This is a genomic window from Streptomyces durhamensis (assembly GCF_000725475.1).
GTDB classification, from domain to species: domain Bacteria; phylum Actinomycetota; class Actinomycetes; order Streptomycetales; family Streptomycetaceae; genus Streptomyces; species Streptomyces filipinensis.
In genome coordinates this window covers 550,556-564,597 of record NZ_JNXR01000015.1, presented here as the reverse complement: position 1 = coordinate 564,597, position 14,042 = coordinate 550,556, and the positions used below count along the sequence as shown (strand labels likewise).

Below are 14,042 nucleotides of genomic sequence, written 5' to 3'. Positions count from 1 at the left end.
GGCCGTCGCCTCCGTGCCCCCGCCCGCCCCCGCCTCCCTCCCGCTGCTGTCGGCTGTGGCACCGCCTCCCTCCGCCCTCGACTACGTCGGCTCCGGGCCGCCCACCTACGATCCCGAGCCCACCGCCCTGCCGGGTGCCGATCCGGAGGGGCTGGCGGAGCTGGTGGCGGACACCGTGCTGGACGGCGCCCGGTACGGGGCGTGCACGCTGCGGGCCGTGTCGCTGCGCGGGGACTCGGCGCGCTACCGCGGCGAGCCGCGCCGGGACTCGCTGCTGACCGCCCGGTTCGGCACGGGGGAGCAGGCGCTGGTGCTGGTCGCGATGGCGACCGGGGTCCGGGGCACGCCGGGCGCGCATCTGGCGGCGGCCGAGGCGTGCCGGTGGATCGGGCGGGCCGTGGGCCGCAGCCATCACCGGCTCGCGGAGGACATCCGGGCCGCCCGCCGCGGCGACCTGAAGTCCGGACTGCACCGGCTGACCGACCGCAGCCTCGGCAGGCTCCGGGCGAGCGCCGCCGAGCAGGGCGTCGACCCGGAGGAGTACGCGGCGAGCCTGCGCTGTCTGCTGCTGCCCGCCGACCCCGACTGCCGTACGCGCGTGTTCTTCGGCGTCGGCGACGGCGGCCTGTTCCGGCTGCGGAACGGCGAGTGGCAGGACATCGAGCCGCGCCTCGCGCCCCACGAGACCGGCGGCGCACCCGTCGTCGGCTTCGGCTCCCGTCCCGGGGGCGCGCCCGCCGAGACCCCCGAGGGCGACCGGCTCACCATGGACCTCGGCATCCCGACCCCGCCGAGCCCGTACGAGCCGGCGCCCGAGCCGCCCCGCGAGCCGTTCCGGTTCCGCGCCTCGGTGGCCCGCCCGGGTGATGCGCTGGTGATGTGCACCGCGGGCCTGGCCGATCCGCTGCGCGGCGAGGCCGCTCTCCCCGCCTACCTGGCCCGCCGCTGGTCCGGCCGCACCCCGCCGGGCCTCGCCGCGTTCCTCGCCGACGCCCAGGTACGGGTGAAGGGCTACGCCGACGACCGTACGGCGGCGGCCGTCTGGGAGGAGTGACCACCGGCCCTGGTGGGCATCGTCACCGGTCCCGACGCCCTCCGTCCCGCCGAAGATCGACGCCGGGATGGTCACCGGCTTCCCCCTGCCGGCCTCATGATCGTGCTGGACGGCGGGGGCCGCCCCATGTTTCCGAGGGCCCGCGCCGATCTGCGCAACGGGTCCCGGCCCTGGAGCCACCGGCGAAGGAGCGGATTTCGGCCACTTTCACGGCGTGTGACGGTCCGCCGACGGCCGGTGCCGGACGCATCTGCCTTGCCGTCCCGGGACATCCGTGGCGCCCAGCGCCGTACGGGAGGCCGGCGGACGGAGCGCGGCGCGGCCCGGCGGACGGTCCGGGCGCCGTACGGCCGTGGCCGAACCGCCGGTCATCGGGCATGTGCCAGGACTGCCCGGGTTCGTGCTGGGCAAGCATCCCCCGTGAACGTGTTCGACCAGGAGGGGCAGGGTCCAGCGGCGTGCGGGCGGGGGTCATGAAGAGTCAGGCACGAGGGGGCGGTCCCGCGGTCGTCGGGGGCTCCTCGGCGACGACGGGGGAAGAGGCCGACACCACCACGGAACACGCGCACCGGCTCCGGCGCAGGCTGGGCCGGGCGGATCTCAGGGCGGTGCCCGAGGCCCGCCGGGAGTTGCGCGAGCTGTTGCGGCACTGGGGCAAACCGGGCCGCTCGGAGATCGCCGAACTGCTCACCAGCGAACTGGTCACCAACGCGCTCGTCCACACCGACGACGACGCCGTCCTCACGGCCGTCGTGGAGGCGGGCGGACTGCGGGTGGAGGTACGGGACTTCGTGTCCCGCAGACCGGACCTGAGAGGCCCGGACTCGGACGACGACACCCATGGGCGCGGCCTGGTGCTGGTGCAGTCCCTCGCGGACGCCTGGGGTGTACGGCCGCACGGGGTGGGCAAGTCGGTGTGGTTCGAGCTGGGCGCCGAGGCCGCGTGAGCCTTCCGCCGGAGGCGGGCTCACGGGTGCGGGTGCGTGGTGGCCGGTCGCGCCCACGCGGGGGAGTCGCGTACCGGCAGCAGAACCCCGTGTCCCTGGGGGTGGTGCGCTTCCGCCGCCCGGAGACGGACCGGGGGCGCGACCCGTGCGGTCACGCCCCCGGCCCCTCGAAGCGGGGGTGCTAGCCGAACTGCTGCTCCAGGTCCTTCAGCTTGCGCTCCAGGGAGTCCAGGCGCGGCAGGGCCATGGTGTCGTCCTCGGCGGTGAGGTCGACGGTCACCTGCTCAGCGGATCCGGCGCGGACCGGCTGCAGGGAGGGGCGGGCGCGTACGGGCAGCTGTTCCGCGCCGGATATGGCAGGCTCCGCGGTCGCCGGGGCGGGGCCACGCTCCACCGCCTGTACCTCGACCTGCCGTCCGCCGCGGCCGACGAAGCCCCGGTGGCCCCGGCTGATGGCCTTCAGCTGGGCCCGCTCGATCCGCTGCTGGTCGCGCCGGCGCTGCCGCGTCTCCTCCTTCTGCCGCCTGTCCTCGCGGACCTCCTCGACGGCCTCGTCCAGGCTGCGCACGCCCTCCAGGAGCATCAGCGACCAGGCCCTGTAGGTCTCGCGGGGGGCCCGCAGCCAGCGGACGATGCGGATCTGCGGCAGCGGGCGCGGCACCAGGCCCTGCTCGCGCAGCGCGGCCCGTCGGGTCTGCTTCAGCGCCCGGTCGAACAGGACGGCCGCCGACAGGGACATGCCGGAGAAGAACTGCGGAGCTCCCGCGTGGCCGATGCCCCGGGGGGCGTGCACCCAGTTGAACCACGCCGCGGCGGCGGCGAACAGCCACACGAGGATCCGGGAGCCGAGGGCCGCGTCACCGTGGCTGGCCTCGCGCACCGCGAGGACGGAGCAGAACATCGCCGCGCCGTCCAGGCCGAACGGCACCAGGTACTGCCAGCCATCGGTCAGTCCCAGATTCTGTTCGCCGAAGCCGACGAGGCCGTGGAAGGAGAGGGCGGCGGCGACCGCCGCACAGCAGAACAGGAGCACATACGAGGCCGTGCCGTAGATGGCCTCCTTGCGTCTGCGGCGTTCCTCGCTGCGCTCCCAGGAGTCGTCCGCGCTCGCGTTCTCCCCGGAGGAGCGCTTGCCGCGCGCGAGCACCGCCACCGCCGCCAGCATCCCCAGGAGCAGTACGGCGCCCGGAAGCAGCCAGTTCAGCGATATGTCGGTCAGTCTCATCAGGGGTCCCTTGCATTGGGATAGGGCGTAACGCCCGCCATAGTGGCCCACTCCCGAGGGCCCTCAGGGGGTTTCGGGGCAAGAGGCCGCCAAGGAAGTGCAAGGGGATGCCCAGGGCGGCGTTCTGCTCGAACTGCCGCGTGAGGGGCGGGAGTTGAGTTCGAATAAGACTACCCGTACGGATGGTTCCGCGGATAGTTCCCGTGACGGCTGGGGGAGTTGTGAATCACGGCCGGTGATGATCTTACTGACGTTGATCGTAGTGGTGGCCGCGTCGCAACCCGGCCCGGGGCGGGTGATCGGCGGCGGCCGGCCCCCGTGCGCGAAGGTAAGGCTGGCCTTATCGATGCTGGGTGAATTTGCACTGCCGCTTCGGGCGCCTAAGGTGCTTGACGGACCAGTGACAACCCGTCGTTAATGACCCAAGTGCCGACAAGCCCGCCAGGAGGAGCCGTGAAGCAGCGCGCACAGGGCTCCGCAGAGGCGGGGAGACCGAAGACGCCCGAAGACGCCCGGGTCCCGGCCCAGGCGCGACCGGCCGACGCCCCGGACGGCTTCCGGGAGCGCGACACCGCCCTGCCCGCCGCACGCGGCGAGCACACGCACGGTGAGCGGCCGATTCCCGGCCCGCGGCCGGTGCGGCGTTCCTCGGTACGCGCGCAGGTCCTGGACGCGCTGCGGACGGCGCTGGTGACCGGGGAGCTGAAGCCGGGCGAGGTCCACTCGGCGCCGGTGCTCGGCGAACGGTTCGGGGTCTCGGCCACGCCGGTGCGCGAGGCCATGCAGCAGCTCGCCCTGGAGGGCGCCGTCGAGGTCGTGCCCAACCGAGGCTTCCGGGTCGTCGAGCGGGGGACGCGCGAGCTGGCCGAGCTGGCGGAGGTGCGCGGGCTCATCGAGGTGCCGGTGATGCTGCGGCTCGCCCGGACGGTGCCGGGCGAGCGCTGGGCCGAGCTGCGGCCGCTGGCGGAGGAGACGGTGCGCGCGGCCGCCGCCGGCTGCCCCGCGACGTACGCGGAGTCCGACCGGGCCTTCCACCGGGCGCTGCTCGCCCTGTCCGGGAACGAGCAGCTGGTGCGGATCGCGTCGGACCTGCACCGGCGGTCGCAGTGGCCGCCGGTACGGCGCGGCAGGGCCGGCCTGGTGGCGGACGCGGCGGAGCACATGGCCCTCCTGGACGCGCTGACCGACCGCGACCTGGACGTCGTCCGGGAGCTGGTGGAAGAACACTTCGCGGGCGCGACCTGAGCCGGTACGACGGGCGTGGCCCCGGGTGCGGGGGTCCGTCGTGGTCGTTCACACCCACCCGGTGGGAGCAGCGGCTCGTCTGCGGCCTCGCGCCGCTTCAGGACGCCTCTGCTGAGGCTCCCCAGGGGGTGCGGCGTGGGTGCGGACCGGCTCCCGGTCTCGGGTGCGAGCCGAGCCGGTGCGGTGGGCTCGGGCGGGGTGCGACTCCGTCGTGGTCGCACGCGCCCGCCGGGCGGAGCCACGGCTCGCCTGTGGCCCCGCGCCGCTTCACCGCTGGGCCTCGCCGGGAGGGGCGGCGTGGGCGCGGCCGGCTCCGGGGCTCGGGCGCGGGCTGAGCCGGTGCGGTGGGTGGGTGTGGTCGGGTGCGAGGGTCTGTGTCGTGGGCGGCGTGGGTCCACCGTCGTCGTTCGCGCCCCCGGTGGGAGCGGCAGCTCGCCTGTGGCCTCGCGCCGTGCGGCTCCCCAGGGGGCTCTGTCGGTATGCGGCTCGGCCGGGTGGGTGCGTCCGCCCCCCGGGGCTCGGGCGCGGCCTGAGCTGGTGCGTCAGGCGTCGCGGTGCGTGGGTGTTCGCGCCCGCAGCGTGGGAGCCGTAGCTCCGCCGCGGGCCCGCGCCGCTGCACTGCTGAGGCTGCCCAGGGGTGCGGCGTGCGCTCGGCCGGCGCCGGGGTCGGGTGCGGGCTGAGCTGGTGCGGTGGGCGTGGGTCCGTCGTGGGCGTTTGGGCCCGCGGGGTGGGAGCCGTAGCTCGTCCGCGGGCCCGCGCCGCTGCACCGTTGAGGCTGCCCAGGGGTGCGGCGTGCGCTCGGCCGGCGCCGGGGTCGGGTGCGGGCTGAGCTGGTGCGGTGGGCGTGGTCGGGTGCGCGGGTCCGTGTCGTGGGGTGCGTGGGTCCGTCGTGGGCGTTTGGGCCCGCGGGGTGGGAGCCGTAGCTCGTCCGCGGGCCCGCGCCGCTGCACTGCTGAGGCTCGCCGAGAGGGGCGGGGCCGGCGGGGCCGTGCCCCGGCGGTGAGGTGGTATCCGCGCGTCCCTACGCCGTGGCCACCCCCGGAGCCGGCGGAGCCAACTGGCGGGCCAGCCACGTCGGTACACCGCCCAGCAACCGGAACAACCGCCGGGCCTCCTCGCGCAGGCGGGACGCCTCCGGCTCGGACTCCGCGTCGGCCAGCGAGGCCAGCGCGGGGGCCGTACCCACCAGGTAGCCCAACTCCTCGCGGATCCGCAGTGATTCGGCGAAGCCGTGCCGCGCCTCCGTCAACTCCCCGTCCCGCAGAGCGAGTCCGGCGAGATGGCGCCAGGTGAAGGACAGCAGCAGCGGGTCGGTGTGCGCGGCGGCGCCCGCGTGCGCCCGGCGGTACGCGGCGCGAGCCGCCTGCGGGGAGCGGGTCAGGTTCTCGGCGACCAGGCCCCGGCGGAAGTCCAGCAGGGCCCGGCCGGGCGCCCCCGGAGGGACCAGCGCCGCCGCCCGCCCCAGCGCGGCCCGCGCCTCGTCCGCGCGGTCCCGGACGCCGTGCAGGGTGGCCGTGTAGGCGAGTTGGCCGCGTTCGCAGGCGGCGGCCCCCCGCTCGTCGTCGGTGTGGGCCAGCGCCTCCGCCGTCCGCAGGGCGTCCTCCGCCTGCTCCCAGCCCCGCTCGGTGTACAGACACCGTTCGACCAGCAGCGCGGCCCGCTGCAGGGCCGTGCCGGGGGAGTCGGTCGGCAACAGGGCCGCCGCGTCCGCCCAGCAGGCCCGCGAACGCAGCCGCCATACCGCGGTCTGGAGCGGATCGTCACCGGGGGTCGTTCCGTTACCAGACATGGCGGTATGCGCCACGTTGCCCTCCCCGAGCACGCCATCGAGCTGTTGAGTGGTGGCCGCATTCCAGCACCAATCGCGGCACCGGGCCAAGAGGGTGGGTGAAAATTTTCACAAAGTCGTGGGGCGCGGGCGTGACCGGGTTCGGCCGCGACGCGCCCCCGCCGGCCTCAGCTCATCCGCAGGGCCAGGAAGAAGTCCAGCTTGTCCTCCAGGCGCGAGAGGTCCCGTCCCGTCAACTGCTCGATACGGCCGACCCGGTAGCGCAGCGTGTTGACGTGCAGGTGGAGCCGGGTGGCGCAGCGGGTCCAGGAGCCGTCGCAGTCCAGGAACGCCTCCAGGGTCGGGATCAGCTCGGCCCGGTGGCGGCGGTCGTAGTCCTTCAGCGGGTCCAGCAGACGGGCCGTGAACGCGCGGCGGACGTCGTCCGGGACGAACGGGAGCAGCAGGACGTGGCTGGCCAGTTCCTGGTGGCCGGCGGCGCAGACCCGGCCGGGGCGGGCCGCCGCCACCCGGCGGGCGTGCCGGGCCTCCTCCAGGGCGCCGCGCAGGCCCTCCGCCGAGTGCACGGCCGCGCTGACGCCGAGGGTGAGCCGCCCGTCGTCGTTCAGGCCCGCCGACAGCGTCTCGCGCACCGACTGCAGCAGGGAATCGGCCAGCAGGCCGGTCTCCGAGCCGTCGTGCTCGGAGGAGACCGCCGGGAGCGGGACGAGCGCGATGGCCTCGTCGCCGGTGTGCGCGACGGCGATCCGGTCCGAGGGCTCGGGACCGGTGGCCAGCGGGTCGACCAGCACCTCCTCCAGCAGCGACTGGGCGACGGGGCCGCCCTCGACCTCCCCGCCCTCCCACTCCACGCGGGCCACGACCACCTGCCAGTGCGGGGCCGCGCCGAGCCCGGGCAGCAGCACGGGAGCGGCCACCCGCAGGCGCGCGGCGATCTCGGCGGGCGCGGCACCCGTCTGCACCAGCTCCAGCACCTCCTGGGCGAGTCGGCGCCGTACCGTGCGCGCCGCGTCCCGTCTGTCGCGCTCGACCGCGATCAGCTGGGTCACGCCCTGCAGCAGGTCCAGCCGCTCCTCGGGCCAGTCACCGGCGTCCGCCTCGACGGCCAGCAGCCAGTCCGACAGCACCGACTCGCGCACGTCGCGGGCGGCCTGCGGGGAGCGGCCGGAGGAGCGGATCGGGAACAGCGAGTACGTGGCGCCGCCCAGCAGGAGCCGGTGCGGGCCGCGCCGGCCGGTGCGGGTGGCCGCGAGGTGCTCGGCGGCCAGCCTCGCGCAGATCTCCGCGGCCAGCGCCGGGCCCGTCACCTTGGAGCCGGCGATCAGCCGGCCGGTGGGGGAGAGCACCCAGGCGCGCAGGTCCAGGTCGGTGCCGAGCAGGTCCAGGACCACGTCCGGGCCGCCGCCCGCCGGGCCCGAGGTCATCATCCGCCGGTGCCGGTCCACGACGGCCGCAAGGTCCCCGGCACGCTCGCTGGAGACCTGCCGTACGACGTGCTCGGTGATCGTGGCGAAGGCCACCGACTCGTGCACCGCGAACAGGGGCAGCCGGTGCTTCACGCAGGCCAGCACCAGGTCGTCCGGGATGTCGCCCAGCTCGGCCTCACCGGCCGCGAGCGCCGCCACCCCGGCCTGCACCAGGATCCGTACGAACGGCTCGGAGTCCTCCGCGTCCCGGCGCCAGGCCAGGCCGGTCAGCACCAGCTCGCCCCCGGAGAGGTACCGGCTCGGATCGCGCAGGTCGGTGGTCATCACCCCGCGCACCGAACGGTCCAGCTCCTCCTCGCCGCCGAGCAGCCGCAGGCCCAGCACATCGGTGTCCAGAAGTGCGCGCAGCCGCATCTCGTCGCCGCCGTTCTTTGTCTCGAAACCTACGATGGATCTTGGAGGGTGACGGGAGAAGGGCCCGGCACGGGCCGTACAGGGCACTCTCCGGGGTCTTCACGCTGTTTCCTGCGTTTCCCCAGGAAATCGGAGAGGTTACCGATGACCTCCGTTCATACGAATCTACAAGATGCCCACCGTGGCCAGCCAACTCCTTCATGGTTTCGGTGACTGACCGCACTGGAGTAAGGGGCGGTGTACTGAGTCCACTCCGCGTTAACAGCACATGAACGAGCCGGGCCCGCCGCACACGGATTGGCTCAATCTGCACGACCCACGAGACGAAGAAGAAGAGAGCCGGTCATGGACTTCCTTCGCCCCGCCAGCTGGGAGGAGGCGCTCGCCGCGAAGGCCGAGCACCCCACCGCTGTGCCGATTGCGGGTGGCACCGACGTGATGGTCGAGATCAACTTCGACCACCGCCGGCCCGAGTACCTGCTCGACCTCAACCGCATCGGCGACCTCACCGAGTGGGAGGTCGGCGAGGAGAGCGTACGGCTGGGTGCCTCCGTCCCGTACACCAGGATCATGGAGAATCTCCGTGCCGAGCTGCCGGGCCTCGCGCTCGCCTCGCACACGGTCGCCTCCCCGCAGATCCGCAACCGCGGCGGCGTCGGCGGCAACCTCGGCACGGCCTCGCCCGCCGGTGACGCCCACCCCGCACTCCTCGCGGCCGGCGCCGAGGTCGAGGCGGAGTCGGCGGCCCGCGGCACCCGCCTCATCCCGATCGACGAGTTCTACACCGGCGTCAAGCGCAACGCGCTCCAGCCCGACGAGCTGATCCGCGCCGTGCACGTCAAGAAGGCCGACGGCCCGCAGCAGTACTCCAAGGTCGGCACCCGCAACGCCATGGTCATCGCCGTGTGCGCCTTCGGTCTCGCCCTGCACCCCGAGACCCGGACCGTGCGGACCGGCATCGGCTCGGCCGCGCCCACGCCCGTCCGGGCCAAGGCCGCCGAGGAGTTCCTGAACGCGGCCCTGGAGGAGGGCGGCTTCTGGGACAACGGAAAGATCATCACCCCGTCGGTCGCCAAGCAGTTCGCGGAGCTGTGCTCCGGCGGCTGCAACCCGATCGACGACGTCCGGGGCACCGCGAGCTACCGCCGCCACGCGGTCGGCGTGATGGCCCGCCGGACGCTCACCTGGACCTGGGAGTCGTATCGCGGCGCCCGCCGCGCATCTGAGGGAGCTGCGTAATGCGCGTCAACTTCACCGTCAACGGACGTCCGCAGGAGGCCGACGACGTCTGGGAGGGCGAGTCCCTGCTGTACGTCCTGCGTGAGCGGCTCGGTCTGCCGGGTTCGAAGAACGCCTGTGAGCAGGGCGAGTGCGGCTCCTGCACCGTGCGGCTCGACGGCGTGCCCGTCTGCTCCTGCCTGGTCGCCGCCGGTCAGGTCGAGGGCCGCGACGTCGTGACCGTCGAGGGCCTGGCGGACTTCGCCAAGCAGCGCGCCGAGGGCGGCTGCGCGACCGGCGCCTGCGGCTCGAACGGCACCGCCCTCGACGAGGCCAAGCAGTGGAAGGCCAAGGGCACCGACTCCCAGACCGGTGAGGGCACCGAACTCTCGCCGATCCAGCAGGCGTTCATCGACGCCGGCGCCGTCCAGTGCGGCTTCTGCACGCCGGGCCTGCTCGTCGCCTCCGACGAGCTCCTGGAGCGCAACCCGAACCCGTCCGACGCGGACATCCGTGAGGCGCTGTCGGGCAACCTGTGCCGCTGCACGGGCTACGAGAAGATCATGGACGCGGTCCGCCTCGCGGCCGCCCGCCAGTCCGAGGAGGTCTGACGATGCCCACCAACGGCGCCCCTACGAAGATCACGCAGGGCTCCCAGACCAAGGGCGGCATCGGCGAGTCCACGCTGCGCCCGGACGGCACCCTCAAGGTCACCGGTGAGTTCGCGTACTCGTCCGACATGTGGCACGAGGACATGCTGTGGGGCCAGATCCTGCGCTCCACCGTCGCGCACGCCGAGATCGTCTCGATCGACATCTCCGAGGCCCTCGCCATGGCGGGCGTGTACGCCGTCCTGACCTACGACGACCTGCCCACCGAGGTGAAGAACTACGGCCTGGAGATCCAGGACACCCCGGTCCTCGCGCACGGCAAGGTACGCCACCACGGCGAGCCGGTCGCGCTCGTCGCCGCCGACCACCCGGAGACGGCCCGCCGCGCCGCCGCGAAGATCAAGGTCGACTACCGGGAACTCCCGGTCATCACCGACGAGGCCTCCGCGACCGCGCCGGACGCGATCCTCGTCCACGAGAACCGCGACGACCACCACGCCGGGCACGTCCCGCACCCCAACATCGTGCACCGCCAGCCGATCATCCGCGGCAACGTGGAGGAGGCCCGCAAGCGGGCCGACGTGATCGTCGAGGGCGAGTACACCTTCGGCATGCAGGACCAGGCCTTCCTCGGCCCCGAGTCCGGCCTCGCCGTGCCCGAGGAGGACGGCGGCGTCCACCTCTACGTCGCCACCCAGTGGCTGCACTCGGACCTCAAGCAGATCGCCCCGGTCCTCGGCCTGCCCGAGGAGAAGGTGCGCATGACGCTCTCCGGCGTCGGCGGCGCGTTCGGCGGCCGCGAGGACCTGTCGATGCAGATCCACGCCTGCCTGCTCGCGCTGCGCACCGGCAAGCCCGTCAAGATCGTCTACAACCGGTTCGAGTCCTTCTTCGGACACGTCCACCGGCACCCGGCCAAGCTCTACTACGAGCACGGCGCCACCAAGGACGGCAAGCTCACGCACATGAAGTGCAAGATCGTCCTGGACGGCGGCGCCTACGCCTCCGCCTCCCCGGCGGTCGTGGGCAACGCCTCCTCGCTGAGCGTCGGCCCGTACGTCGTCGACGACGTCGACATCGAGGCCATCGCCCTCTACAGCAACAACCCGCCCTGCGGTGCCATGCGCGGCTTCGGCGCGGTCCAGGCGTGCTTCGCCTACGAGGCGCAGATGGACAAGCTGGCGAAGAAGCTGGGCATGGACCCGGTGGAGTTCCGGCAGCTGAACGCGATGGAGCAGGGCACGATCATGCCGACCGGGCAGCCGGTCGACTCCCCGGCCCCGGTCGCCGAACTGCTGCGCCGCGTCAAGGCGATGCCGCTGCCGCCGGAGCGCCAGTGGGAGTCCAGCGAGGGCGCCGACGTACGGCAGCTGCCCGGCGGTCTGTCCAACACCACGCACGGCGAGAACGTCGTACGCGGCGTCGGCATCGCCGTGGGCATCAAGAACGTCGGCTTCTCCGAGGGCTTCGACGACTACTCCACCGCCAAGGTGCGCATGGAGGTCATCGGCGGTGAGCCGGTCGTGACCGTGCACACCGCGATGGCGGAGGTCGGCCAGGGCGGTGTCACCGTCCACGCCCAGATCGCCCGCACGGAGCTGGGCGTCACCCAGGTGACCATCCACCCGGCCGACACCCAGGTCGGCTCCGCCGGCTCCACCTCGGCCTCCCGGCAGACGTACGTCACCGGCGGCGCCGTGAAGAACGCCTGTGAGCTGGTCCGCGAGAAGGTCCTGGAGATCGGGCGCCGCAAGTTCGGCTCCTACCATCCGGCCTGGGCGACCGCCGAACTCCTGCTGGAGGGCGGCAAGGTCGTCACCGACGGCGGCGAGGTCCTCGGCGACCTGGCCGATGTCCTGGAGGGCGAGGTCGTGGAGATCGAGGAGGAGTGGCGGCACCGGCCGACCGAGGCCTTCGACCTGCGCACCGGTCAGGGCAACGGACACGTCCAGTACTCCTTCGCGGCGCACCGCGCGGTCGTCGAGGTCGACACCGAGCTCGGCCTGGTCAAGGTCATCGAGCTGGCCTGCGCCCAGGACGTCGGCAAGGCGCTCAACCCGCTCTCCGTCGTCGGCCAGATCCAGGGCGGTACGACCCAGGGCCTGGGCGTCGCGGTGATGGAGGAGATCATCGTCGACCCGAAGACCGCCAAGGTCAGGAACCCCTCCTTCACGGACTACCTGATCCCCACGATCCTCGACACGCCGACCATCCCGGTCGACGTGCTCGAACTCGCCGACGACCACGCCCCTTACGGGCTGCGCGGCATCGGCGAGGCCCCGACCCTGTCGTCCACCCCGGCCGTCCTCGCGGCGATCCGGAACGCGACCGGGCTGGAGCTCAACCGCACTCCGGTACGGCCCGAGCACCTCACGGGGACCGCGTAACAACCCCACAGCTCTCCGGGCGGCGCAGGGAACGTCACACACTCCGCCGCGCCGCCCGGAGGAACCCCCCTTCGAGTTCCGCACCGCTCGCGGTCCTTGAAGTCCCCGGAAATTCGTTCGTCTCGGGCCGTCCCCCGGGTCGTCCATTCCCCAAATCCCGTGACCGCCAGGGCGGTTGCACGGGTGCCCCTGTGAACCTTGGGAGATGGCCCATGACCCAGCAGTCAGTGGAGCCCACGAACACCGCCGAAGACGCGGGCGCGGGTTCGCGTCCGCCGGCCGGCAGGTCGTGGCTCGACCGGTACTTCCACATATCCGAAAGAGGATCCACCGTCGCGACCGAGGTCCGCGGTGGCGTCACCACCTTCATGGCGATGGCGTACATCCTCCTGCTCAACCCGGTGATCCTCAGTGGCGCGGACAAGTCCGGCGACTCTCTGGGGCAGAAGGCGCTCATCACGGCCACCGCGCTAGGCGCCGCGGCCACCACCCTCCTCATGGGCTGGGCGGGCAAGGTGCCGCTCGCCATGGCCGCCGGGCTCTCCGTCTCCGGTGTGCTGGCCGGACTGGTCATGGGGACCAAGGACCTGACGTGGGCCCAGGGCCTGGGCATGTGCGTCGCGTACGGCGTCGTGATCATGCTCCTGGTGGTCACGGGTCTCCGCGAGATGATCATGAACGCGATCCCGTTGCCGCTCAAGCACGGCATCACGATCGGCATCGGCCTGTTCATCGCGTTCATCGGTCTGGTCAAGGCCGGGTTCGTGCACGCCGGCACGGCGACCCCGGTCACCCTGGGCGCCAACGGTGAGCTGGTCGGCTGGCCCGTCCTGCTCTTCGCCGTCACGCTGCTGCTCATCTTCGCCCTGCAGTCCAGGAACGTTCCGGGCGCGATCCTCATCGGCATCGTCACCGGCACCGTGCTCGCGCTGGTCGTCAACGCGGCCGGCCTCGTCGACGACAAGTCCTGGGCCAACGGCGAAGGCCCCGCACTGCACGGCAGCGCCGTGTCGATGCCGGACTTCTCGCTCATCGGCAAGGTGTCCTTCGGCGGCCTCGGCGACGTCGGCTACATGACGGTCACCTTCATCGTGTTCACGCTCGTGCTCGCCGGCTTCTTCGACGCCATGGCCACCATCATCGGCATCGGCACCGAGGCCAACCTCGCCGACTCCCAGGGGCGGATGCCCGGCCTGTCCAAGGCGCTGTTCATCGACGGTGCCGGCGGCGCCATCGGCGGTGTCGTCGGCGGCTCCGGCCAGACCGTGTTCGTCGAGTCCGCGACCGGCGTCGGAGAGGGCGCCCGGACGGGGCTGGCCTCGGTCGTCACCGGTGGGTTCTTCGCCCTCTGTCTCTTCTTCACGCCGATCACGGCGATCGTGCCGCGCGAGGTGGCCTCGGCCGCCCTCGTCACCATCGGCGCGATGATGATGATGAACGCCCGCCACGTGGACTGGGGAGACCGCTCCGTCGCGATCCCGGTCTTCCTGACCGTCGTCACCATGCCGTTCACGTACTCGATCACCCCCGGTGTCGCCGCCGGTGTCATCTCCTACGTCGTCATCAAGATCGCCCAGGGCAAGTGGCGGGAGATCGGCCCCTTCATGTGGGGTCTGACGGTCCTCTTCCTCATCTACTTCTCACTCCATCCCATCCGGGCGGCCCTGGGCGTGCACTGACGCCCGGACCCGGCACGCATCCCTTGACCTGATCAGGAGGCCGAA

The 14,042-nt window shown here is 72.9% G+C and carries 10 protein-coding genes; 7 read left to right on the top strand and 3 right to left on the bottom strand.

Annotated elements, in window-relative coordinates; all coding sequences use genetic code 11:
• Nucleotides 1-13 precede the first annotated feature (13 nt).
• Together IO33_RS0124395 and IO33_RS0124390 are read left to right on the top strand one after the other, a co-directional pair.
• The gene (locus IO33_RS0124395) at nucleotides 14-1,054 is read left to right on the top strand and encodes a protein phosphatase 2C domain-containing protein (protein WP_078963869.1); all 1,041 of its coding nucleotides are present in this window, start codon (nucleotides 14-16) and stop codon (nucleotides 1,052-1,054) included.
• Between the two features lie 473 nt (nucleotides 1,055-1,527).
• A complete protein-coding gene (locus IO33_RS0124390) occupies nucleotides 1,528-2,001 on the top strand; it encodes an ATP-binding protein (RefSeq protein WP_031168538.1) in 474 nt (157 codons plus the stop codon).
• A gap of 181 nt (nucleotides 2,002-2,182) precedes the next feature.
• Here the strand turns inward: IO33_RS0124390 and IO33_RS0124385 are convergent, their stop codons facing one another.
• On the bottom strand, nucleotides 2,183-3,226 hold the full coding sequence (locus tag IO33_RS0124385) for a DUF2637 domain-containing protein (protein ID WP_031168535.1): 1,044 nt from the start codon (nucleotides 3,224-3,226) through the stop codon (nucleotides 2,183-2,185).
• 453 nt (nucleotides 3,227-3,679) lie between these two features.
• Between IO33_RS0124385 and IO33_RS0124380 the strand changes: the two genes are divergently transcribed.
• Nucleotides 3,680-4,471: a GntR family transcriptional regulator gene (locus IO33_RS0124380; RefSeq protein ID WP_031168533.1), complete on the top strand. Its 792-nt coding sequence runs from the start codon at nucleotides 3,680-3,682 to the stop codon at nucleotides 4,469-4,471.
• A 1,022-nt stretch (nucleotides 4,472-5,493) separates the two neighbouring features.
• Here IO33_RS0124380 and IO33_RS0124375 read toward each other — a convergent pair.
• Together IO33_RS0124375 and IO33_RS0124370 are read right to left on the bottom strand one after the other, a co-directional pair.
• On the bottom strand, nucleotides 5,494-6,261 hold the full coding sequence (locus IO33_RS0124375) for a hypothetical protein (RefSeq protein ID WP_031168531.1): 768 nt from the start codon (nucleotides 6,259-6,261) through the stop codon (nucleotides 5,494-5,496).
• A gap of 167 nt (nucleotides 6,262-6,428) precedes the next feature.
• Entirely contained in the window at nucleotides 6,429-8,102 is a 1,674-nt protein-coding gene (locus IO33_RS0124370; protein WP_031168529.1) for a PucR family transcriptional regulator, read from the bottom strand.
• 345 nt (nucleotides 8,103-8,447) lie between these two features.
• On the opposite strand from IO33_RS0124370, the gene IO33_RS0124365 reads away from it, so the two are divergent.
• The 4 genes from IO33_RS0124365 to IO33_RS0124350 all read left to right on the top strand — a co-directional run bounded on the left by IO33_RS0124365 (nucleotide 8,448) and on the right by IO33_RS0124350 (nucleotide 13,997).
• The gene (locus IO33_RS0124365) at nucleotides 8,448-9,341 is read left to right on the top strand and encodes an FAD binding domain-containing protein (protein WP_031168527.1); all 894 of its coding nucleotides are present in this window, start codon (nucleotides 8,448-8,450) and stop codon (nucleotides 9,339-9,341) included.
• Nucleotides 9,341-9,931 carry a (2Fe-2S)-binding protein gene (locus IO33_RS0124360; RefSeq protein WP_031168525.1) on the top strand — a complete coding sequence of 197 codons (591 nt, stop codon included), beginning with the start codon at nucleotides 9,341-9,343 and terminating at the stop codon, nucleotides 9,929-9,931. The genes IO33_RS0124365 and IO33_RS0124360 overlap by 1 nt, the downstream gene beginning before the upstream one ends.
• 2 nt (nucleotides 9,932-9,933) lie before the next feature.
• Nucleotides 9,934-12,318, top strand: coding sequence for a xanthine dehydrogenase family protein molybdopterin-binding subunit (locus tag IO33_RS0124355; RefSeq protein ID WP_031168523.1), 2,385 nt, complete (start codon nucleotides 9,934-9,936; stop codon nucleotides 12,316-12,318).
• A gap of 212 nt (nucleotides 12,319-12,530) precedes the next feature.
• Nucleotides 12,531-13,997, top strand: a complete 1,467-nt coding sequence (locus tag IO33_RS0124350) for an NCS2 family permease (RefSeq protein WP_031168521.1) — start codon at nucleotides 12,531-12,533, stop codon at nucleotides 13,995-13,997.
• The last annotated feature ends 45 nt before the right edge of the window (nucleotides 13,998-14,042 follow it).